This window comes from Mycobacterium sp. NGS19 (assembly GCF_059813155.1).
This window is the reverse complement of the sequence record NZ_JCALEB010000003.1, coordinates 268,546-289,292: the sequence shown is the minus strand read 5'-3', so window position 1 is coordinate 289,292 and position 20,747 is coordinate 268,546. Positions and strand designations below refer to the sequence as shown.

The 20,747-nt window shown below is 67.8% G+C and carries 20 protein-coding genes; 16 read left to right on the top strand and 4 right to left on the bottom strand.

The window, feature by feature from the left end; all coding sequences use genetic code 11:
* Window positions 1-76 precede the first annotated feature (76 nt).
* The gene (locus AC5Y4N_RS11180; RefSeq protein WP_499908080.1) at window positions 77-1,570 is read right to left on the bottom strand and encodes a 1,4-alpha-glucan branching protein domain-containing protein; all 1,494 of its coding nucleotides are present in this window, start codon (window positions 1,568-1,570) and stop codon (window positions 77-79) included.
* Between the two features lie 77 nt (window positions 1,571-1,647).
* Window positions 1,648-2,400, bottom strand: a complete 753-nt coding sequence (locus AC5Y4N_RS11175; protein ID WP_499907973.1) for a class I SAM-dependent methyltransferase — start codon at window positions 2,398-2,400, stop codon at window positions 1,648-1,650.
* Window positions 2,401-2,607: 207 nt separating this feature from the next.
* On the opposite strand from AC5Y4N_RS11175, the gene AC5Y4N_RS11170 reads away from it, so the two are divergent.
* From AC5Y4N_RS11170 to mnmA, 6 genes are all read left to right on the top strand, one after another.
* Entirely contained in the window at window positions 2,608-3,405 is a 798-nt protein-coding gene (locus tag AC5Y4N_RS11170; protein ID WP_499907974.1) for an electron transfer flavoprotein subunit beta/FixA family protein, read from the top strand.
* A 39-nt stretch (window positions 3,406-3,444) separates the two neighbouring features.
* Window positions 3,445-4,401, top strand: coding sequence for an electron transfer flavoprotein subunit alpha/FixB family protein (locus AC5Y4N_RS11165; RefSeq protein ID WP_499907975.1), 957 nt, complete (start codon window positions 3,445-3,447; stop codon window positions 4,399-4,401).
* A 129-nt stretch (window positions 4,402-4,530) separates the two neighbouring features.
* The gene (locus tag AC5Y4N_RS11160) at window positions 4,531-5,298 is read left to right on the top strand and encodes a GNAT family N-acetyltransferase (RefSeq protein ID WP_499907976.1); all 768 of its coding nucleotides are present in this window, start codon (window positions 4,531-4,533) and stop codon (window positions 5,296-5,298) included.
* The gene (locus AC5Y4N_RS11155; RefSeq protein ID WP_499907977.1) at window positions 5,295-6,092 is read left to right on the top strand and encodes a lysophospholipid acyltransferase family protein; all 798 of its coding nucleotides are present in this window, start codon (window positions 5,295-5,297) and stop codon (window positions 6,090-6,092) included. The genes AC5Y4N_RS11160 and AC5Y4N_RS11155 overlap by 4 nt, the downstream gene beginning before the upstream one ends.
* A gap of 46 nt (window positions 6,093-6,138) precedes the next feature.
* Window positions 6,139-7,326 carry a cysteine desulfurase family protein gene (locus AC5Y4N_RS11150; RefSeq protein WP_499907978.1) on the top strand — a complete coding sequence of 396 codons (1,188 nt, stop codon included), beginning with the start codon at window positions 6,139-6,141 and terminating at the stop codon, window positions 7,324-7,326.
* Window positions 7,323-8,387, top strand: a complete 1,065-nt coding sequence (mnmA, locus tag AC5Y4N_RS11145) for a tRNA 2-thiouridine(34) synthase MnmA (RefSeq protein WP_499907979.1) — start codon at window positions 7,323-7,325, stop codon at window positions 8,385-8,387. Before AC5Y4N_RS11150 ends, mnmA begins: the two co-directional genes overlap by 4 nt.
* Here the strand turns inward: mnmA and AC5Y4N_RS11140 are convergent.
* The gene (locus tag AC5Y4N_RS11140) at window positions 8,380-9,021 is read right to left on the bottom strand and encodes a sensor domain-containing protein (protein WP_499907980.1); all 642 of its coding nucleotides are present in this window, start codon (window positions 9,019-9,021) and stop codon (window positions 8,380-8,382) included. The two genes, mnmA and AC5Y4N_RS11140, sit on opposite strands and share 8 nt — an antisense overlap.
* Before the next feature lie 43 nt (window positions 9,022-9,064).
* Between AC5Y4N_RS11140 and AC5Y4N_RS11135 the strand changes: the two genes are divergently transcribed.
* Window positions 9,065-10,075 carry a methionine synthase gene (locus tag AC5Y4N_RS11135; RefSeq protein ID WP_499907981.1) on the top strand — a complete coding sequence of 337 codons (1,011 nt, stop codon included), beginning with the start codon at window positions 9,065-9,067 and terminating at the stop codon, window positions 10,073-10,075.
* On the opposite strand, the gene AC5Y4N_RS11130 is transcribed toward AC5Y4N_RS11135, so the two are convergent.
* On the bottom strand, window positions 10,072-10,467 hold the full coding sequence (locus AC5Y4N_RS11130; protein WP_499907982.1) for an MmcQ/YjbR family DNA-binding protein: 396 nt from the start codon (window positions 10,465-10,467) through the stop codon (window positions 10,072-10,074). The two genes, AC5Y4N_RS11135 and AC5Y4N_RS11130, sit on opposite strands and share 4 nt — an antisense overlap.
* Before the next feature lie 57 nt (window positions 10,468-10,524).
* On the opposite strand from AC5Y4N_RS11130, the gene ligA reads away from it, so the two are divergent.
* The 9 genes from ligA to AC5Y4N_RS11085 all read left to right on the top strand — a co-directional run bounded on the left by ligA (window position 10,525) and on the right by AC5Y4N_RS11085 (window position 20,745).
* Window positions 10,525-12,606: an NAD-dependent DNA ligase LigA gene (gene ligA, locus AC5Y4N_RS11125; protein WP_499907983.1), complete on the top strand. Its 2,082-nt coding sequence runs from the start codon at window positions 10,525-10,527 to the stop codon at window positions 12,604-12,606.
* Window positions 12,607-12,686: 80 nt separating this feature from the next.
* Window positions 12,687-13,967 (top strand): Rv0361 family membrane protein, encoded by a 1,281-nt coding sequence (locus AC5Y4N_RS11120; protein WP_499907984.1) that lies wholly within the window; start codon window positions 12,687-12,689, stop codon window positions 13,965-13,967.
* A gap of 19 nt (window positions 13,968-13,986) precedes the next feature.
* Complete coding sequence (locus tag AC5Y4N_RS11115; RefSeq protein ID WP_499907985.1) at window positions 13,987-15,261, top strand: hypothetical protein; 1,275 nt, start codon at window positions 13,987-13,989, stop codon at window positions 15,259-15,261.
* 9 nt (window positions 15,262-15,270) lie between these two features.
* Entirely contained in the window at window positions 15,271-16,272 is a 1,002-nt protein-coding gene (locus AC5Y4N_RS11110) for an AAA family ATPase (RefSeq protein WP_499907986.1), read from the top strand.
* Between the two features lie 5 nt (window positions 16,273-16,277).
* On the top strand, window positions 16,278-17,150 hold the full coding sequence (locus AC5Y4N_RS11105) for a DUF58 domain-containing protein (RefSeq protein ID WP_499907987.1): 873 nt from the start codon (window positions 16,278-16,280) through the stop codon (window positions 17,148-17,150).
* Entirely contained in the window at window positions 17,140-17,619 is a 480-nt protein-coding gene (locus AC5Y4N_RS11100) for a hypothetical protein (RefSeq protein WP_499907988.1), read from the top strand. Before AC5Y4N_RS11105 ends, AC5Y4N_RS11100 begins: the two co-directional genes overlap by 11 nt.
* A complete protein-coding gene (locus tag AC5Y4N_RS11095; protein WP_499907989.1) occupies window positions 17,610-18,704 on the top strand; it encodes a vWA domain-containing protein in 1,095 nt (364 codons plus the stop codon). Before AC5Y4N_RS11100 ends, AC5Y4N_RS11095 begins: the two co-directional genes overlap by 10 nt.
* The gene (locus AC5Y4N_RS11090; protein WP_499907990.1) at window positions 18,701-19,768 is read left to right on the top strand and encodes a vWA domain-containing protein; all 1,068 of its coding nucleotides are present in this window, start codon (window positions 18,701-18,703) and stop codon (window positions 19,766-19,768) included. The genes AC5Y4N_RS11095 and AC5Y4N_RS11090 overlap by 4 nt, the downstream gene beginning before the upstream one ends.
* Complete coding sequence (locus AC5Y4N_RS11085) at window positions 19,765-20,745, top strand: hypothetical protein (RefSeq protein ID WP_499907991.1); 981 nt, start codon at window positions 19,765-19,767, stop codon at window positions 20,743-20,745. The genes AC5Y4N_RS11090 and AC5Y4N_RS11085 overlap by 4 nt, the downstream gene beginning before the upstream one ends.
* The last annotated feature ends 2 nt before the right edge of the window (window positions 20,746-20,747 follow it).

Below are 20,747 nucleotides of genomic sequence, written 5' to 3'. Positions count from 1 at the left end.
GGCCGCGAGGGTGCGCTGTGGCACGCGCGCTGCGGCGTGTCGCGGAGCAGACACGCACGCTCGCGGGGCGGGGAAGTCACCGCGGGAGCCTGCGCGCGTCGAGCGCGCCGAACAGGCCGTCGGCGCGGTTCCAGCCGTCCGCGAGCCGCTGCGCCGCGTCGCGGCGCCCAGATGCCAACGCGCCGGCGATCTCTCGGGTTGCGTGGGCGTGAAGATGGGCGCGGTAGCGGGCGTAGTCAGCGGCCGAATCCTTGCTGACCATGAACGGCCAGTCGCTAGACACCGTCAACAGCGTTTCGCGGAGGATCTGGTCGGCGACGAAGTCGCGGGCGTGCGGTGCGTCGGTCTGCTCCAACGCCTTGTCGACGGTAGTCAGCGCGGTGTCGACCACTTCCGCGTTGAGCTGCACCAGATCGGCCACCTGTTCGCCCGCCCACACTTGCCAGTCCTTGCCGGAACCCCAAGAGCTGGGCGGCAATTCGACGGGGGAGCCGACGAACCCGGCGGTCGCGGCGTCGCGCAGCGTGCCGATCCGCACACCGGCCGCCGGCAGTGCCCGCAGCACCCGCTCGAGCCACATCGGACCCTCGTACCACCAGTGCCCGAACAACTCGGTGTCGAATGCGGCGATGACGTGCGCGGGGCGGCCGAGCCGTTCGCTCTCGGCGACGAGGCGGCGGTGGACGACGTCGACGAAATCGGCCACGTGCGCGTCGACCGCCCGTTCGGCCCGCGCGGGGTCATACGGCGCCTTCTGGTCGGCGGGCACATTGCGTCCGGTCACCCGAGCCGGCTTGAGCCCGGTGTGGTGGTCGTAGGTGTGGAAGTCGCGGTAGGCGGCGTGGCCCGGGTAACCCGATTTCGGCGACCACACCCGATAGCTCACCTGCAAGTCGCGACCGAACGCCACCACGTCAGTGGTGCCGACCGGCCGGCCCAGCGCGGTGTCGCCGTGCAACGACGGGCCGTCGACCATGAAATGGCCGACTCCTGCTGCGGCATAATCGAATTCCATACCCGGTGCATAGGCGCATTCGGGAGCCCAGATGCCCGCCGGGGTGTGTGCGAAGCGTTGCTGTGCGTCGGCGAGGCCTTCTCGCAGCGCGAACTCGCGCAGTCGTGGATGCAGCAGCGGCTGGAACGGGTGCGCCAGCGGGCCGCCCAGCAACTCGATGGTGCCGCTGTCGATCAGCTGCCGCAGCAGCGGGCTGGCGCCGTGACGCCAGAGGTTCGCGAAATCGTCGAGCGCCTCCTCGGTCTCGGCATACTCGCGGATTCCGAACTGACGCAACGACGGAATCGTCGTCGCCTCCAGCGCGCGAAGCTGCCAGTTCGCCAGCCAGTGGTGCATGCCGTCGAGACAGTACGGATCGTCGAGCTGGGCGGCCACCACCGGTGTGATGCCCAGAGTCAGTAGGCCAGTGCGGTTTTCAGCGGCCAGCCGCCGCAGCACCCGCATCAGCGGCAAGTACGCCGCAGACCAGGATTGGTACAACCACTCCTCGCCGACCGGCCAGCGGCCGTGGTGCGCCAGCCATGGCAGGTGGGTGTGCAGCACCAACGTGAACATGCCCGGAGCCGCTGCGGCGGCGACATTCGGGTGGGGAGCCACCTGGGCGGCGACGTCGGGGTGGGGTGAGTTGTCGGTCATGGCCGGACCGCGATCGCCACCAGATCCAGGCTGTCGTCGATATCGCGATCGGACGTCAGCTCGAAGTCGTCGACGCTCACCGAAGCCACGTCGGCCAGCAACTCGGCGGGCCAGGGCGCGTCGGCCAGCGCGCGTCGCACCTGCGCGTCGATGATCGAGCCGCCGTGTTTGGCATCCAGCGCCGCCAGCCGCGCTCCGTGGAACACCCCGCTCATCGACTCGACCGTGAAGCCGCCGGCCTCGAGAAGCTCGGTCAGTTCGGCGGCGTTGAGTTCCCGGGTGTGGAACGGGTTGACCGGGGTGTCGCGGCCGGGAGAGAAAGTGATCCTGTTCGGCGTCGACATCATCAGCAGTCCGCCGGGGCGCAGCACGCGAAAGCATTCGGCGACGAATTGCGGCTGATCCCAGAGGTGTTCGATGACTTGGAAGTTGACCACCACGTCTACCGCGGCGTCCGGCAGCGGCAGTGCCGCCAAGTTGCCGTGGCGCACGTCGATTCGGGGATAGCGGGCGCGCACGTGGGCGACGGTGAGTTCGTCGTAGTCGAGCCCGATCACGCTTGCGGCCACGTCGGCGATCAGATCGGCGCCGTAGCCTTCTCCGCAGCCGGCTTCCAGCACGTCACGATCGCGGCAGTGCTCGACCAGCCGCCGGTAGACCACCTCGTGGCGGCGGAACCAGTAGTTCTCCTCGGCCATGCCGGGCACCGTGCGCTCGCCGGTCAGGGCCAAGGAGTCGTGTGCGCTCATCGCATCGCAGGCTAACGCTAATCAGGTTGTTCGGGAGAGGTAGCAGGCACGCGCAGTCAGGCGACCTGCGACGACCCGATATGGTGTACAGGCGAACCACGCAAAGTTACCCGCCAGTAACACGGCGTGCGGTCGAATCGGACATATCCGCACTATTGGGCGCGGCCGGTCCTACGCCGGCTTATTCGAGGAGGGCAAACCACACCCATGACGAACATCGTGGTCCTGATCAAACAGGTCCCTGACACCTGGTCGGAGCGCAAACTCAAAGACGACTTCACGCTCGACCGCGACGCCGCCGATCCGGTGCTGGACGAGATCAACGAGCGCGCTGTCGAAGAAGCGCTGCTGATCAAGGAGAAAGAGGCCGCCAACGGTACGGAGAGCACCGTGACCGTGCTGACCGCCGGCCCCGAGCGTGCGACCGAGGCCATCCGCAAGGCGCTGTCGATGGGAGCTGACAAGGCCGTGCACGTGCTCGACGACGGGATCAAGGGCTCCGACATGGTGCAGACCGGCTGGGTGCTGGCCAAGGCGCTCGGCACCATCGAGGGCACTGAGCTGGTGATCGCGGGCAACGAGGCGACCGACGGTGTCGGGGGCGCAGTACCGGCGATCATCGCCGAGTACCTGGGCCTGCCGCAGCTGACCCATGTGCGGAAGCTGACGGTGGAGAACGGCAAGGTCACCGCCGAGCGCGAAACCGACGACGGGGTGTTCACCCTCGAGGCGTCGCTGCCGGCCGTCGTGAGCGTCACCGAGAAGATCAACGAGCCGCGATACGCGTCGTTCAAGGGCATCATGGCCGCCAAGAAGAAGGAAGTCACCACGCTGACGCTGGCCGACATCGGCGTCGAGCCTGACGAAGTGGGTCTGGCCAACGCCGGCTCGAAGGTGCTGTCCTCGGCGCCCAAGCCGCCCAAGACCGCGGGCGAGAAGGTCGAAGACGACGGCGAGGGCGGCAACAAGATCGCCCAGTACTTGATTTCGCAGAAGATCATCTAGAAGCACCTAAGAGCATCTGAGAGAAGGCAGCGATCATTCATGGCTGAAGTACTTGTACTCATCGAGCACGCGGAGGGTGCCCTCAAGAAGGTGAGCTCCGAATTGCTCACCGCCGCAAGGAAATTGGGTGAGCCGTCGGCAGTTGTCGTCGGCGCGCCCGGTACCGCAGAGCCGTTGATCGGCGAGCTGAAAGCGGCTGGGGCACAGAAGATCTACGTCGCGGAGGCGGACTTCGTCGACAACTACCTGTTGGTGCCGCAGCTGGATGTGCTTGCCTCCCTTGTGGAGTCGGTTAGCCCGTCGGCCGTGCTGCTGGCCGCCAGCGCTGACGGCAAGGAGATTGCGGGCCGCCTGGCGGCGCGCATCGGCAGCGGTGTGTTGGTGGACGTCGTCGACGTGCAGCCCGGCAACAAGGGTGTGCACTCGATCTTCGGTGGCGCGTTCACCGTCGAAGCGCAGGTCGAAGGCGACGTCGCGGTGATGACCGTGCGGCCGGGCGCCATCGACGCCGAGCCGAGCGAGGGCGCGGGCGAGGTGGTCAACGTCGAGGTGCCGCAGCCGCCGGAGAACGCGACCAAGATCACCTCGCGCGAGCCGGCCGTGGCCGGCGACCGTCCGGAACTCACGGAAGCCAGCATTGTGGTCGCCGGTGGCCGCGGCGTCGGCAGCGCCGAGAACTTCCATGTGGTCGAGGAACTGGCCGACGCGCTCGGCGCGGCGGTGGGCGCATCGCGCGCCGCGGTGGACTCCGGCTACTACCCGGGCCAGTTCCAGGTGGGCCAGACCGGCAAGACCGTGTCGCCGCAGCTGTACATCGCGCTCGGCATCTCCGGGGCCATCCAGCACCGCGCCGGCATGCAGACGTCCAAGACGATCGTCGCGGTCAACAAGGACGAAGAGGCGCCGATCTTCGAGATCTCCGACTACGGCGTGGTGGGCGACCTGTTCAAGGTCGCGCCGCAGCTGACCGAGGCGGTCAAAGCCCGCAAGGGCTGATCCTCAAGCGGTTTCGGGGCGCTTTCCCACGCTCAGCGTTGGAAAGCGCCCCGAAATCGTCACTGGGTGTGCACGGACACGTCACCCCACGGCTGTCCGTGGGAGAGGCTGCTCAGCCACGGTGCAGCCATGACCGCTGCATCTGTCCTGCTGGCCACCGATTCCGAATCCTCGACAGCCGCCCCGCAATACACGCTGCTGCTGACCACCGACCCCCGCCTAGTCGAAGACGCGCAGCAGCTGCGCTACGAGGTGTTCGCCGACGAGCCGGGATTTCGGCTGATCTCGAGCACTGACGCCGACCGCTTCGACGAGTACTGCGACCACCTCCTGGTGCGCGAGGACACTTCAGGCGAGCTCGTCGGCTGCTACCGCATGCTGCCGCCGGCCGGTGCCATCGCCGCCGGCGGCCTCTACACCGCCACCGAATTCGACGTCCGCGCCCTCGACCCGCTGCGTCCGTCGCTGGTGGAGATGGGCCGTGCCGTCGTTCGCGGCGACCACCGCAACGGCGGAGTCGTGCTGCTGATGTGGGCCGGCATCCTGGCGTACCTGGACCGCTGCGGCTACAACTACGTGACCGGCTGCGTCTCGGTGCCACTGGCGCATGCCCGTGGCGTCCGCGACGCCGTCCTGCAGCGGTATGGGTGCGACTATCGCGTGCGGCCGTATCGGCCGCTGCCGTTGAACCCGCTTTCAGTGCCACCGCAGGCGCAGGTGCCGCCCCTGATGCGCGGCTACCTGCGGCTCGGCGCGAGGATCTGCGGCGAGCCGGCCTACGACCCGGACTTCGGGGTCGCAGACTTCATGGCGCTGCTGGACAAACGCCAGGCCGACACCCGCTATCTGAAACGGCTGCGATCGGTCGCTGCGGCCACCGCCATGGCGGCCCGATGACGCACGCCTGGCTGCCGCGCGCCACGTGCGACGAGCGTTGCGTACAGCAGCAGGGCAGCCGCACACTGCGAGCGTGGCGTGCGACGTACCGGTGCGTGTTCGTGTCGCTGCTGCTGCCACTGGTTCCCGTGCTGTTGATCTGGTCCGCGCCTGTGCGCTTGTATCTGCGAATCGTGCTGCGCTGCATGGGTGTGCATGTCACCACCACGGGCGGACCGATCCGCAATGTCGCCGGCGTGCTGGTGGTCAGCCCCCACGTGTCGTGGCTGGACGTGTTGGTGATTTCGGCGCTGATGCCGGGTCACTTCGTCGCGAAAGCCGAACTCACTCGCTGGCCGGCACTGCGCGCCCTCGCGAGTGTGATGAACGTCATCCCGATCGACCGTGCGCAGCTGCGCGGACTGCCCGCCGTCGTGGGCACCGTGGCGGCCCGGCTGCGGTCGGGCCGGACGGTGGTCGCGTTCCCGGAGGGCACCACCTGGTGCGGGCTGGCCAACGGGCGCTTTCGGCCGGCGATGTTCCAGGCCGCAATCGACGCGGGCCGGCCCGTGCAGCCGCTGCGACTGCGCTACCACCACCGTGACGGCCGCCCGTCGACGATCCCCGCGTTCGTCGGCGACGACACCCTCGGCCGGTCCTTGCGCCGCGTGCTGTCGGCTCCGAGGACCGTCGCACACGTGTATGTCGGTGCGCTGCAATTGCCGCGCGACGACCGCCGTGACCTTGCCCGGCGTTGCCAACGCGCGGTGCGCCGCACGCAAACCTCGCGCCACGAGCACGCACTGGCGGCCTGAGCGGCCCAGTCGGGGAATTGCCGGCGACGGCTAAGCTGGACGGGCCATGAGGTCTGCCCCCGTGTACCTGGACCACGCCGCCACCACCCCGATGCATCCCGATGCCATCGAGGCGATGACGGCTGTGATGGCGACCGTCGGCAACGCTTCGTCGCTGCACTCCGCAGGTCGTGCCGCCCGCCGCACGGTGGAGGAGTCGCGGGAGCTGCTCGCCGACAAGCTCGGTGCCCGACCATCGGAGGTCGTCTTCACAGCGGGCGGCACCGAAAGCGACAACCTCGGCGTCAAGGGAATCTATTGGGCGCGACGCGACGCTGATCCGCGCCGCCGCCGGATCGTCGTCAGCGCCGTCGAGCACCATGCCGTCCTCGACGCGGTCGAGTGGCTGGCCGAGCACGAGGGCGCGCAGGTGACGTGGTTGCCTACAGAGTCCGACGGTTCGGTGTCGCCGTCGGCGTTGCGCGAGACATTGCAGTCGCACGACGACGTCGCACTGGTCTCGGTGATGTGGGCCAACAACGAGGTCGGCACGATCATGCCGATCCACGAACTAGCCTCGATTGCAGCTGAATTCGAGGTGCCGATGCACAGCGACGCGGTTCAGGCGATCGGCCAGCTGCCGGTCTCGTTCACCGCGAGCGGGTTGTCGGCAATGAGCATCGCCGCGCACAAGTTCGGCGGCCCCACCGGGGTCGGCGCGTTGGTCCTGCGCCGCGACATCCCGTGCGTGCCGCTGCTGCACGGCGGCGGCCAGGAACGCGACGTGCGTTCGGGCACGCCCGATGTCGCGGGCACGGTCGGAATGGCCGTTGCGGCCAGGCTTGCGGTCGACGGCTTGCGGGCTCACTGCGAGAAGCTCACGGGGCTGCGTGACCGCCTCATCGACGGGGTGCTGACGGCGATCGACGACGTGCGGCTCAACGGCTCTCGGCAGTACCGGCTGCCGGGCAACGCGCACTTCACGTTCACCGGATGCGAAGGCGATGCTCTGCTGATGTTGTTGGACGCCAACGGGATCGAGTGTTCCACCGGGTCGGCCTGCACCGCAGGTGTCCCGCAGCCGTCCCATGTCCTGTTGGCGATGGGCGCCGACACCGCATCGGCGCGAGGCTCGATCCGGATCTCGCTGGGGCGTACCAGCGTTGTCGACGACGTCGACGCGGTGCTCGACGTCTTGCCCGGCGCGGTGGCGCGGGCCCGGCAGGCGGCATTGGCCAGCGCGGGGGCGAAATGAGAGTGCTCGCCGCAATGAGCGGTGGTGTGGATTCGTCGGTGGCCGCCGCGCGGATGGTGGACGCAGGCCACGACGTGGTCGGAGTGCATCTCGCGTTGTCGTCGGCGCCGGGAACTCTGCGCACTGGCTCGCGAGGCTGCTGCTCGAAAGAAGATGCCGGCGATGCGCGCCGTGTCGCCGACAAGCTCGGAATTCCTTTCTACGTCTGGGACTTCGCGGATCGCTTCAAGCAGGACGTGATCGACGACTTCGTGTCGGCCTACGCGCGAGGTGAGACGCCCAACCCGTGTGTGCGCTGCAACGAGAAGATCAAGTTCTCCGCGCTGGCCGCACGAGCGTTGGCGCTGGGGTTCGACGCGGTGGCCACGGGCCACTATGCGCGGCTGTCGGCAGGGCGGTTGCGGCGGGCCGTCGACGCGGACAAGGACCAGTCGTATGTGCTGGCCGTGCTCACCGCAGAACAGTTGCGCCATGCGCTGTTTCCGGTCGGTGACACCCCGAAGCCGCAGATACGCGCCGAAGCCGCCGCGAGGGGGCTGGCGGTCGCCGACAAGCCGGACAGCCACGACATCTGCTTCATTCCGTCAGGTGACACGCGTGCGTTCCTCGGGTCGCGTATCGGCCTGCGCCGCGGCGCGGTCGTCGACCGGGCCGGGACGGTGCTCGCCCACCATCAGGGCGTACACGGGTTCACGATCGGCCAGCGCAAGGGCTTGGGCATCGCCGGACCCGGGCCCGACGGCCGGCCGCGCTACGTGACTGCGATCGACGCCCGCACCGCGACGGTCACAGTCGGCGAGGCCACCGATCTGGAAGTCTGGCACGTGCGTGGCGAGCGGCCGGTGTTCACCTCGGGTGCGGCTCCGGCGGGGCCGGTCGAGTGCCAGGTGCAGGTGCGCGCCCATGGTGGCGTGGTCGACGCGGTGGCCGAGCTGGTGGGCGATGAGCTCGAGGCGCGGTTGCGCACGCCGCTGCGGGGGGTGGCGCCGGGTCAGACCATGGTGCTCTACCGTCGCGACCCGGACGGCGACGAAGTCATCGGCAGCGCGACGATCACCTAGTGCCCACCCGCGCCGCGATGCGTGCGGCGACCAAGTTGGGCACCACGTGGCTATAGCCGCAGTAGGTGACTTCGATGAGCACCGTGGACTCGAGCCGGTAGATGCGCCCGCAGTCACCGAGGCTTTCGGCTTGCAACGTGTGGTCGTCGGTGGTCCATTCGTAGACGAAGGCGTACCCGGACGGGGTGTCGCCGCATGCCTGCACCTGACCGGTGAGGTTGTCGAATGCGCGCCGGGCGGCGGCGGCATCGGCGTACGCGGCGGCCGCCTCGGACAGCAGTGCCGACCTGGGCGGCGTCTGAAAGCTGGTCTTGTGGAACTGCTTGACGTCCGGTCCGAAGACCTGGCTTTCGAGGAACACGAAATGGCAAGGCGCCGGCGCGGATTGGACGAGCTGTTCGTCGTCGACGGTGTATCGGGAATCCATACCTGGGATGCCGTTGAGGTCAGTGCCGGCGCCGGTGATGTCGCGCAGCTCGGATGTGGTGAGCAGGAGGTCGTCGACGTCCATGCCGTCGAGATAAGGACCTTCGGTCGGCGGCATGGATGCGATACCGCCGACCATGTTGGTGCAGCCGCTGGCGAGCGTCACCGCGGCCAGGCAGCAAAGCAGCGTGCGGCTGCGTCGGGCCATGATGCGGTCAGACTATCCCGGCGCCATCCAATAGTGTTGGGCAATGAGCGTTTTCGCCGCCGCCACGGGTGTGGGCTCCTGGCCGGGCACGTCCGCGCGGCAGACCGCCGAAGTGGTGGTCGGCGAGCTACATTCGTTGCCGCATCTGGTGGAGTTACCGGCGCGCGGTGTCGGCGCGGACATGATCGGACGGGCTGGCGCGCTGCTGGTCGACATCGCAATCGACACCACACCCCGCGGATACCGGGTGGCGGCCCGGCCCGGTGCCGTCAGCCGGCGTGCGCGCAGCTTGCTGAACGAGGACATCGACGCGCTCGAAGAAGCGTGGGAACGGGCCGGTCTGCGCGGCGGCGACCGCGCGCTCAAGGTGCAGGCGCCCGGGCCGCTGACGCTGGCCGCACAGTTGGAACTGCCCGGCGGACACCGGGTGATCACGGACCGCGGTGCGCTGCGGGACGTGACGGCGTCGCTGGCAGAGGGCCTTGCGGCGCATCGCACGGAGGTGGGCAGACGTCTCGACTGCCCGGTGGTCGTGCAACTCGACGAGCCGTCGCTGCCGGCGGCGGTGGCCGGCACGCTGGCCGGAGTCACCGCGTTGACGCCGGTTGCGCCGGTGGAGCAGACAGAGGCGGTGGATCTGCTCGACGCGTGTGCCGCCGCGGCCGGCAATGACGTCGCGGTGCACTGCTGTGCCGCCGAGCTACCGTGGGAAGTGTTGCAGCGCAGCAGGATTGCGGCGCTGAGTATCGACTGGTCCCGCTTGGATCAGGACCACGTCGACGGCCTCGCCGAATTCCTCGACAGCGGACGCACAGTGCTGCTGGGCCTGGTGCCGTCGGTCACCCCGCAGCGCAGGCCCTCGGCTGAGCAACTGGCCGAAGCAGCGGCGAGGATCACCGACCGGCTGGGATTTGCGCGGCAGATCCTCGCGCGGCGCGTCGGCGTGACGCCGTCGTGCGGCCTGGCCGGCGCGGACATCGAATGGGCCCGCACCGCAACGGAATTGACGCAGAAAGTCGCTGACGTGCTTGCCGAAGACCCGGAGGCGATCTAGCGGCTGTCGAGTTCCTTGACCAGCTTGCGCGGCGCCACCAGCCGGTAGGACGCGTCGACGAGTTCGCGCACCTCGCCCCAGTCGACCCTGCCGGCCGAGAAATCCATCCCCAGCCACCCGTGCGGACCCATGTACGCCGGGTAGAAGAAGCGGCTGTCCTGCTCGAGGGCGGCCCGGTCCACCTCGTCGACCTTGACCAGCATCGAATACGGAAATGCGACCATGCCGTCGGGTCCTTTCGCGTTGCCGCCGTAGATCACGAAGATCTTCGGAACGCAGAACACCGGCCGGCCCCACGAGACCTTCTCGAACGCGCCCGGAAAGCTCAGCGCGATGCCGCGCAGTTCGCGCAGGCCGAAGTCGTCGTCGCGGAACATGACCGGATGCGGCACGGCTACAGCGTATCGGCGCCCGGGCGGGTTGTCGGAGTGCTCCGATAGCCTGCGAGAGTGGCGCAAGAGGCAACACCGGAGGTCGATCCAGTCGACCCCGACGTGCGGCGGCGGTGGCAGGACCTGGCCGACCAAGTCCGTGAACACCAATTCCGTTACTACGTCAAGGATGCGCCGATCATTTCGGACGCGGAGTTCGACAAGCTGTTCAACGAGCTCGTCGCCCTCGAGGAGCGCTACCCGGAGCTTCGGGTTCCCGACTCACCCACCCAGCTCGTCGGGGGAGCGGGCTTCGCCACCGACTTCACCGAGGCGCAGCACCTCGAGCGGATGCTGTCTTTGGACGACGTCTTCAACACCGACGAACTCATCGCGTGGGCCAACCGGGTGGAAACGGAGATCGGCCGCGACCCCTATTACCTGTGCGAACTGAAAGTCGACGGTGTCGCGCTGGCGCTGGTGTATCGCGACGGCAGACTCGAACGAGCGGCCACCCGCGGCGACGGCCGCGTCGGCGAGGACGTCACTCTCAACGCCAGAACCATCGACGATGTGCCTGAAAGACTCAGTAGCTCAAGCGAATTCCCGATGCCACGGGTGCTGGAGGTCCGCGGCGAAGTCTTCTTCCGGATCGCGGACTTCGAGAACCTCAACGCCGCACTCGTCGAGGAGGGCAAGGCGCCGTTCGCCAACCCGCGCAACAGTGCGGCCGGCTCCCTGCGGCAGAAGAACCCGGCGGTCACCGCCAAACGCAAACTGCGCATGGTCTGCCACGGACTCGGCTACACCGAAGGTTTCAGTCCGCAGAGTCTGCATGACGCCTACACCGCGCTGAAAGCCTGGGGGCTGCCGGTCTCCGCGCACACCAGCCGCGTGCGCGGACTGGACGCCGTTCAGGAGCGGATCGCCTACTGGGGTGAACACCGCCACACCGTCGAGCACGAAATCGACGGTGTGGTCGTCAAAGTCGATGACGTCGCGCTGCAACGCAGGCTCGGCGCCACCTCCCGCGCGCCGCGGTGGGCGGTGGCCTACAAGTACCCGCCCGAGGAGGCGCAGACCAAACTGCTCGACATCCGGGTCAACGTGGGACGCACCGGCCGGGTCACGCCGTTCGCGTACATGACCCCGGTGCGCATCGCCGGTTCCACCGTCGGGCTGGCCACGCTGCACAACGCGTCGGAGGTCAAGCGCAAGGGCGTGCTGATCGGCGACACCGTGATGATCCGCAAGGCGGGCGACGTGATCCCCGAGGTGCTGGGCCCCGTCGTCGACCTGCGTGACGGCAGTGAACGCGAGTTCGTCATGCCCACCCATTGCCCCGAATGTGGCACTGCGCTGGCGCCGGCCAAGGAAGGCGACGCGGACATTCGCTGTCCCAATGCGCGATCATGCCCAGCTCAATTGCGGGAGCGGGTTTTTCACGTCGCGAGCCGTGGCGCGCTCGACATCGAGGGCCTCGGCTACGAGGCGGCGATCGCGCTGCTCAAGGCCGGCGTGATCACCGACGAGGGTGACCTGTTCACGCTCACCGAAGACGACCTGCTGCGCACGGACCTGTTCCGGACCAAAGACGGCCGGTTGTCGGCTAACGGCGCCCGGCTGCTGGAAAACCTTCAGCAGGCCAAGGACCGTCCGCTGTGGCGGGTGCTGGTGGCGTTGTCGATCCGCCACGTCGGCCCCACGGCCGCGCGCGCACTGGCCGTCGCGTTCGGCAGTCTCGACGCGATCATGGCCGCGTCCGAAGAGCAGCTGTCGGAGGTCGAAGGCGTCGGCCCCACGATCGCGGCGGCGCTGACGGAATGGTTCACCGTCGACTGGCACCGAGAGATCGTCGAGAAGTGGCGCGCGGCAGGCGTGCGGATGGCCGACGAGCGCGAACCGGGGGTGGAGCCGACGCTGCAGGGCCTGACCATCGTGGTGACGGGCTCGCTGACCGGGTTTTCGCGCGACGAGGCCAAAGAGGCGATCATCGCCCGCGGCGGAAAGGCCTCCGGATCGGTGTCGAAGAAGACCGATTTCGTGGTGGCCGGCGATTCACCTGGCTCCAAGTACGACAAGGCCGTCGAGCTGGGTGTGCCGATCCTCGACGAAAAGGGCTTCCGTGAGCTGCTGCGGCACGGACCACCGTCGGCCTAGCCGGCGAAGGCCGTCGGCCAAGTTGGTGAGCGCGGGCGCTCAGGTGCCCCATAGAATCATCCGCGTCGCATGTTTCGCTGGTGGCGAGGGTGTGGAGCGGCGCGGCTGCGCGGGCTCGGCGCGCGTTGCCGAATGAGGAGGTTGACCTGAGCGGTCCCGTTCCACCGTCGCAGCCACACGAAAGCTACGGAGGGCCCAATCCGGTCGGCCCCCCGACGCCGTCCGACCAGGCCGCCGAACGCGTTCCGCAGTGGCGGCCGCCGCCCCAGTTCGTGCCAGGGCCGCCGGGGCAGGGGGCTCCCGGACAGTTCGGCGCACCGACGCCGGGGTGGCCCGCTGCGCCGGCTCAGCCGCCGATGCAATTGCAGTACCAGCCGCCGCGGTCGCCGAAGAAGCCACTGATCATCGCGCTCGTGGTGGTCGTCGTGATCGCTGCCGTCGTCGGGGCGGTGATCTTTGCGCTGCGGTCCTCGCCGGAATCGCCAGAGGCCGCCGGCTCCGCCGCCGACGTGGTGACCGGCTACCTGCAGGCACTGGCGCGCGGCGACGCGGACAAGGCGCTGTCCTACGGCGCCGATCAGCCGGGCTCCAAGCAGTTCCTCACCGACGACATCCTCAAGAAGCAGCTCCAAAAGGCGCCGATCACCAACATCAGAATCCTCAGCGACTCGACGCAGGGCAGCGACACCCCGATCGGCATGGTGCACGTGGCCGCGACTTTCGGCGACACCGTCTCCGACGAGACGTTGTGGCTGGACCGCAAGGACGGCAGGTGGAAGCTGCGGCAAGTGGCCGTGAAGATCGACCTCAACCAGCCGCTTGTGTCGCTCGACCGCGCCGCATTGAAGACGCTCACGATTCTCGGCCAGCCGGTGACCAAATCCGGCGTGGCGTACGTGTTCCCCGGCTGGGTGGATTTCGGCACCACCAATCCCAACATCATCGTCAGCGGGCCGCCGCTTCTGCTGAACTCGATGACCGGCATCCTCGACACCGTCCTGACGAACTTCAAGTTCGACATCAGCGACGCCGGCCGCACCGCGACACTGCAAGCCGTCAAGAACGCTCTGGCATCGTGTGCGAAATCGAAATCCCTTGAGCCGCAAGGTTGTCCGCAAGAGGTCTTCGATCCGCGATTGGCCGACGGCACCGCACAGTGGAGCGAACCCGACAGCAGCCCGATCTCGGTGGGCTACTTCGACGCCGAGGAGATGACAGTCAGCTTCTCTGGCGACGTGCAGTTCGGCTTGACCGCGCAAACCCGATCGGGCGAGACAGTGACGACCACGGTCGATGCCGCTGTCTACGGCGACGCTGACCTCAGCCAGAACCCCCCCACTGTGAAGATGAGAACGCACTGAGCGCAACGGAGTGACATTCGTGACCTACCCAGGACCGCCGTGGGGCGGGCAGCCAGACGACGGTTCTCCCGGCCGATATGGCGGGCCGAATCCGGTCGGTGGCGCCACGCCGGCCGGCCCGCCACCACACCCGGGCCCTGTGCCCACCGGCGTACCGCCTCAAGGGTGGGGCTCGGCTCAACCGCCGATGCCGCCGGGTGCACAGGTTCCGCCGGGTGCACAGGTTCCGCCGGGTGCGCCGCTGCCGCCGGGTGGGCCGACGCCGCCGCACCCGCCGATTCCGCCGTTCGGTCAGCCCGCGCAACCATGGATGGGCGGTGCAATGCCGCCGCCTCCACGCAAACGCAGGGCACTGGGCGTCACGCTGTTCACCGCGGCGGTGGTGCTCGTCGTCGCGGTCGTGGTGGCCGCAATCGTGTTGACCACCGGGGGCAACAGCAAGTCGGGCGGCGGATCTGCCAAAGACGCCGTGCAGGCGTACATGGACGCCCTCGCCCACGGAGACGCCGACGCGGCACTGGCTCTGGGCAGATCCACCCCCGGGTCGAAGCAGTTCCTCACCGACGAGATCCTGAAGAAGCAGATCGAGAAGGCGCCGATCACCGACATCGTCGTCACCGGCGACGACAACAAGAACGAACTCGGCAGCGCCAAAGTCGAAGTCTCCGCGAGCTTCGGTGGTACCGATTCACGAACTGAACTGTGGGTCAAGCAGTTTCGCGACGAATGGAAGCTCGACACCGCTGCGATCAAGTTGACCATCAGCCCTCCCAGTGTCGAGAATGCAGCGCTGAAGACCGTCACGATCTTCGGCGTTCCCACCAACGGCGCCGACAACGTGTATGTGTTCCCGGGTGCGCTGGACATCAAGTCGTCGAATCCGTACATCGACATCAAGGCCGAACCGGTGTTCTTGGAAGCGCTGAGCGGCGGTGACGCCGGGACCGGGCTGAACACCAAGGTGACGTTGAATGGCCAAGGTCGCAAGGCCATCGCCGCTTCCGTCGAAGGTTGGCTGCGCAGCTGCTTCTCGGCCACCCCGGCCGCAGGTTGCGAGAACTACACCTATCCGGCCGGCGTGGATCCCCGCTCGGTGAGCTACAAGTCGGCCGAAGGCCTGGACAAGCTCAACATCTTCGTCAACGAGTACACGATGCAGGCGCAAGTGATGGGATCGACGCGGGCCATCCTCGCCGCCAACGGCCGCAACGGGCCAACCGAGCTCGAATCGAAGGATTTCATCAATGGAACCGTCGACCTCACCAAGAACCCGCTCGCCTTCACACCAGCCTGAAAGGTGTCCATGACCGCAACGCGCGTCCAGCCCAACCGTGACGAGATGGAGTTCGCGTACCGCATCATCGGCGCAGTTTCACAAGCCTTTTCGGCGAAGGTGGTCGGGCAGTCCGGCTTGCAGGAGTCACTGCTGATCGGCCTGCTGACCGGCGGCCACGTCCTCGTGGAAGGCGTGCCCGGGCTGGCCAAGACCACCGCGGCACGGGTGATGGCAAACGCGATTCACGGCACCTTCCGCCGCATCCAGTGCACACCGGACCTGTTGCCCAGCGACATCCTGGGCACTCAGGTCTACGACGCGACCACCAATTCGTTCACCACACAACTAGGCCCGGTGCACGCCAATATCGTGCTGCTCGACGAGATCAACCGGTCAAGCGCAAAAACGCAGAGCGCGATGCTGGAAGCCATGGAGGAGCGCCAAACCACCATCGCCGGTGAGGTGCACAAGATTCCCGAACCATTCCTCGTCGTCGCCACTCAGAACCCTGTCGACCAGGAAGGCACCTATCCGCTCTCCGAGGCGCAGTCGGACCGGTTCTTGCTCAAGCACCTGCTGGCCTACCCGTCGCCCCAGGAGGAAGCCGAAGTCGTGTTCCGCATCGACGCGGGGGTGTACGACGGCGACGGCTCTACCGCGCCGGTGATCAGCCTTGACCAAGTGCGCCAGCTGCAGCATGTTGTCCGCAGCATCCACATGGATCCCGTTCTGGTGCATTACGTTACGCAGCTCGTCGACGTCACCCGTAACCCGTCGCGCTACCTCAGCCCGCAACTGGCCAGGCTCATCGAATACGGCGCCAGCCCGCGCGCCACGATCGCGTTCGCCAAGGCGTCGCGTGCGGTCGCGCTGCTGTCCGGCCGCAACCACGTCGTGCCCGACGACATCAAAAAAGTCGCGCACCGCGTGTTGCGGCACCGGCTGATCCTCGGGTTCGAGGCCGGAGCCGAGGGTGTGACCCCGGACGTGATCGTCGACAACGTCCTGCGCGCCGTGCGGGTGCCCTAGCCCGAATGACCAAGCTGCTCAACCGCGCTCGAACCCATTTCGGCACGGACACCAAAGGCCTGCTGGAAGGCGGACACTACGCGCTGCTGCACACCCGCAGCCTGGAATTCGACGAGCTGCGCCCCTACGTCGCCGGCGACGACGTGCGTGACATCGACTGGAAGGCGTCGGCGCGGTCGCGCTCCGTGCTGGTCAAGCGGTTCGTCACCGAACGCCACCACAAGATGGTGCTGGTCGCGGACGCCGGACACAACATGTCGGCGCTCGCGCCCAGCGGTGAGGTCAAGCGCGATGTCGCCGCCAACGTGATGGGCGCTATCGGGCTGATCGGGATCAGCCGGCACGACGAGATCGGCATGGTGGTCGGGGACGCCCGCGGCTCGGCGCGAATTCCGAACCGGCGCGGCGAAACTCACGTGGAAAGCATGCTGGCGCGATTCGTCGGCCTCACCGCCTCGCCGTCGGCCGGCAGCGACGTCATCGAGCAATTGACCTACGTACGCAACAACTTTCGTAAGCGGCTGGTGCTGGTCGTGGTGTCGGACGAACCGGAGATCTCCGACCGGCTGGCGGCGGTTCTATCCGACCTCGCCAGTCGCCACGACGTCTATTGGGCACTGATCGCCGACATGCCGGCGGTCGGCACCCCCGCGGACGAGCACGACGGATACGACGTGGCCAGCGGCCGATACGTACTCAACGGTGCCACGCTGGGTCCGCGCGTGGTGCACGCCTACCATGCCGCCGAAGAAGCACGGATGGCTGCACTGGACGGTTTCCTGTCCGGGCATCGCATCCGGCACGCCAGGATCACCGGCAGCGGCGGCATCCGTCGCGGCGTCGTCACACTGACTGCGGGGAACCGCCGTGCCGACTGACCGCGATTTGCTGCGTTACATCGGCGCTCCGCTGCCGTACTCCCCGTGGTGGTGTGTCGCGGCAGGGTTGGTCGTCGCCGCAGTGCTGCTGTGGTGGTCGGTGATTTATGTCTGGACACTGCCGCCGGCTACGCTGCGGCAGCTTCCTGTCTTGCGTGCCATCCACGGCCGGGTGCTGCGCCGCAAGTTCGTCTCGGCCATCGGGCGCATCCGCGCCGATCACCGCGCCGGGCGTATCGCCACGCGGGAAGCCTGCGCAGCGATCAGCCGCACGCTGCGCAGCTTTCTATCCGCCGCAACGGGTGTTCGGGCCCAGTACCTGACGCTCGACGAGATCAGCGCCGGGCCGCTGGCGTCCGCTGCGCCGGTGATGGCGGTGCTGGTCGACGGCCAGTACGTCGCCGACGCGGCCGTCGACGTCGACGCGGTCGGGCGCTCGGCCGAGCAGGTGATCTCAGCGTGGACCTGAGGTGGTGGCCGCTGCTGGCCGTCGGCGTCGTCGTTCTGGCCGGATGCGTCGTGGCGGCTGCCATGAGCCCGATGACCAAGGTTCAGCGGTGGCTGCGACCGCTGGCCAACGTCGAACGCCTGACTCGGCTGCCGGCATACCGTCGCGTGTATCGCACGTACTTCCTGTCGGTACTCGTCACCGGCGTGCTGCTCGTCACGTTGTTTGCGGCCGCGCTGCTGGCGGCGTCGCGGCCACAGGGCTATTCGGCGACCGTGCGGGAATTCGACGCCCTTTTCCCTGAGGACATCATGCTGTGTGTCGGCCAACCCGTCACCGACCCGGCGACGGCTGATTTTCTGCAGTACTTCGCCCGTGCCTCAAAGGGATTCACCGACCAACGGCTGGGCGTGACGTCGCCGACACTGCGGGTGCTGCCGCTCACCCGTGACCACGACTTCGTGTCCCGCCGGCTCGACGAGTTCGCGAAACTGCCTGCGCTGCAAGCCGATTACCAGGCCCACCGGCCGATGTCGGATGCCGACGTGCAGGCGCTCGATGCCGGCATCACGCGATTCTCCAGAACAGTGACCTACGTCGACTACGCCCGCAGCGTCGAAGACGTTCTCGCCCTGTGCATGACGGGTTTCCCGCGGCCTGAGGACAAGGGCACTCACCGCCGCTCGATCGTCTACCTCGGATACAGCGCGTTCCACGGCTCCGACGAGCGCAGGCCGTCGCTGTACACCGCCGAGCAGGTCACCGAGATGGCCGCCCGACAAGGCGTCCAGGTCAACGCGATCGCACGCGCCGACGCGCCGAACCTGCCGTCAGGCGCCGACGACACCCTGAAGGGCATCACTGCGGGTACCGGCGGAAAGTTTTTCTCGTACAACCCTGTTGGCACGCAGGGTAGTGCCGGAACGGCGAACGGGTCGCCGCTGGCGGGATATCTCGACGAGATCCGCAGTCACCCGCCGGAGGCGGTCACTCCCGGCGGCAAGACGATCTCTGCGCGCAGCTGGGACGCACCGAACACGGTGCTGCTGATCACGGTGGTGTGCGGGGCGCTGCTGGCGACCTCGTTGGCGGTGTTGCGCCGATGACGTTCCTTCCCATCGTGCGCCCGGAGCTGCTGTTGGCGCTGACCGGTCTGGTGCTGGTGATCCGGATGGTCGCCCTGTACCGGGTGCTGGTGCGCACCGGACGCGGCGGGTACCGGCGTGTCGTATTGCGTTGGAGCGGGCTGACTTTGGCGCTTCTATTGGTGTTCATCGCGGCGTTCCGCCCGGGTCTGGAACCTGGCGAACGGGGCCCGCAGACGCGACAGAACGCCGTCGCCGATCCGGACGTCAACGTCTTCTTGGTGATCGACCGGTCGGTCGATTCGCGGGTCGAGGACTACGCGCCCGAGCAATCGAGGATGTCCGCGATCCGGGCCGACGCGCTCGCGCTGGCTGACGAGTTCCCGCGTGCGCGGTTCGCGGTCATCGGGTTCTCGGCCAAGGCTGCGCTGGAATGGCCGCTCTCCGACGATGTGTGGAGCCTGCGGTCCATGCTCAAAGGCCTCTCGCCCTACATCGTCGTTCCGCGCGACGCCGTCCACCGGGTCAATTCGGGCGCCGCCGCGCAAGAGCTCTCCAGTCAGCTCGAGCTGGCCCACAAGCTCTACCCGGGTTCGCACAACGTGGTGTTCTACTTCGGCGAAGGTGCCGGCGGCTCGGACGCGAGCCAGACCGCGTTCACTCCGCCCGACGGTGCAATCGCCGGTGGCGCAGTGCTCGGATACGGAACCGAGGCCGGCGGCCTCATCCCGGTGGGCATCGGCGCGAATGGAGCGCTCTACGCCGTCGACGAACAGACACGGCAGCCGGTGGTGTCGGCGATCGACGAGACGCGGCTCAAGACCGTCGCCACTCACCTCGGTGTGCCGTACTTCCACAGGTCGCCCCAGAACAACATCGCGATGGTGGTTCCGTCGTTGCCGCCGACCGCCGGCGATGCCTCAGCTCAGGTATCCCAGCGCATCCGGGTCATCGAACGCACCGAGCTCTACTGGGTATTCACCCTGCTGGCATGCGCGTTGCTTCTCGTCGAGGTCGTTGCCACTGTGCGCGAATTCCGCCGCAACCGGTTGAGTCACACCCTCTCAGCGAAAGTGACGCGATGATATTGCGCAGAGCCGACGGGTCGCCGCTGTCCCGCATCGGGCTGTGGTTTCAGTCGGGGCCGTCGCGGCGCAGGCTGCGTCGGCGTCTGTTCCTGTACTCCGCACCCGTGGTGGTCGTGATGCTCGCCGCAACGGGTGTGATGATCACCCTGGTGATCAAAAGCAACTCTGCGCGTAGCGATTTCGCGCAGCACAACCTCGACGCGTTGCGCTCGGACGTCTCCTTGTTGCAGACCTTCGCGATCATCGAACCCGCCAAAGCCGGCTTCGCCGACGGGGACCTCGAGCTTCTCGAGGGCCGGTTGACCGACGCGGAGAAGTCGTTCGCCCGCGCGCTGCCCCGCGTGACCGGGCAGCAGTCGTGCCCAATCCGTATCAACCTGGTGCTGGTGCGAGAAACGTTGGGGGACAGAGCCGTCGGGGACCGCGATACCAAAGCCGCAGTGGCTTGGTACGAACAGGCACGCGCGGTGGTTGCCGACGCTCCTGCGGGCTGCTTTCGCGACAGCACCGATCCCAACATCGAACGTCGCGCCGTCCTGACCGACACCCCGGACCGACTGGACCGCAAGATCGCCGCTTTGACGACGCCACCACCACCCGCCGCGCCGCCTCAGCCGCCGCAAGCGCTTCCGCCGCAGCCGCCACCTACGTCGCTGACTCCCACGTCTGCGCCGATTCCCGAACCACCGAGTGCACCAACGTCGCCGCCGACTTCGCCGCCCGCCGCGGCGCCCCAGCCGCCGCCTCCAACACCTGGATCGAACGGGCCGCCCGTGCCGGTGATCGGCCCCAGCGACTCGGCACCCGACCCGCAGGGGCCGAGCGCGCTCAACGGCGTCTCGCCGGATCGCTTACCGCTTGTCGACGGACAGTCGCCGGCCGCCAACAAACTCGAGCCGGGCAGCGGCGACCCACTCGACAAGCTACGGGTGCTGCTCGACGACGCCAACGCGTCCGGCGACAACAGCGAGTGACG

What these genes read in the sequence shown, in the direction of transcription:
- AC5Y4N_RS11175 (WP_499907973.1), bottom strand. Translation starts at nt 2,400, where the DNA reads ATGAGCGCACACGACTCCTTGGCCCTGACCGGCGAGCGCACGGTGCCC.
- AC5Y4N_RS11155 (WP_499907977.1), top strand. Translation starts at nt 5,295, where the DNA reads ATGACGCACGCCTGGCTGCCGCGCGCCACGTGCGACGAGCGTTGCGTA.
- AC5Y4N_RS11180 (WP_499908080.1), bottom strand. Translation starts at nt 1,570, where the DNA reads ATGTTCACGTTGGTGCTGCACACCCACCTGCCATGGCTGGCGCACCAC.
- AC5Y4N_RS11140 (WP_499907980.1), bottom strand. Translation starts at nt 9,021, where the DNA reads ATGGCCCGACGCAGCCGCACGCTGCTTTGCTGCCTGGCCGCGGTGACG.
- AC5Y4N_RS11160 (WP_499907976.1), top strand. Translation starts at nt 4,531, where the DNA reads ATGACCGCTGCATCTGTCCTGCTGGCCACCGATTCCGAATCCTCGACA.
- AC5Y4N_RS11085 (WP_499907991.1), top strand. Translation starts at nt 19,765, where the DNA reads ATGATATTGCGCAGAGCCGACGGGTCGCCGCTGTCCCGCATCGGGCTG.
- AC5Y4N_RS11150 (WP_499907978.1), top strand. Translation starts at nt 6,139, where the DNA reads ATGAGGTCTGCCCCCGTGTACCTGGACCACGCCGCCACCACCCCGATG.
- mnmA (WP_499907979.1), top strand. Translation starts at nt 7,323, where the DNA reads ATGAGAGTGCTCGCCGCAATGAGCGGTGGTGTGGATTCGTCGGTGGCC.
- AC5Y4N_RS11090 (WP_499907990.1), top strand. Translation starts at nt 18,701, where the DNA reads ATGACGTTCCTTCCCATCGTGCGCCCGGAGCTGCTGTTGGCGCTGACC.
- AC5Y4N_RS11105 (WP_499907987.1), top strand. Translation starts at nt 16,278, where the DNA reads ATGACCAAGCTGCTCAACCGCGCTCGAACCCATTTCGGCACGGACACC.
- AC5Y4N_RS11170 (WP_499907974.1), top strand. Translation starts at nt 2,608, where the DNA reads ATGACGAACATCGTGGTCCTGATCAAACAGGTCCCTGACACCTGGTCG.
- AC5Y4N_RS11165 (WP_499907975.1), top strand. Translation starts at nt 3,445, where the DNA reads ATGGCTGAAGTACTTGTACTCATCGAGCACGCGGAGGGTGCCCTCAAG.
- AC5Y4N_RS11110 (WP_499907986.1), top strand. Translation starts at nt 15,271, where the DNA reads ATGACCGCAACGCGCGTCCAGCCCAACCGTGACGAGATGGAGTTCGCG.
- AC5Y4N_RS11135 (WP_499907981.1), top strand. Translation starts at nt 9,065, where the DNA reads ATGAGCGTTTTCGCCGCCGCCACGGGTGTGGGCTCCTGGCCGGGCACG.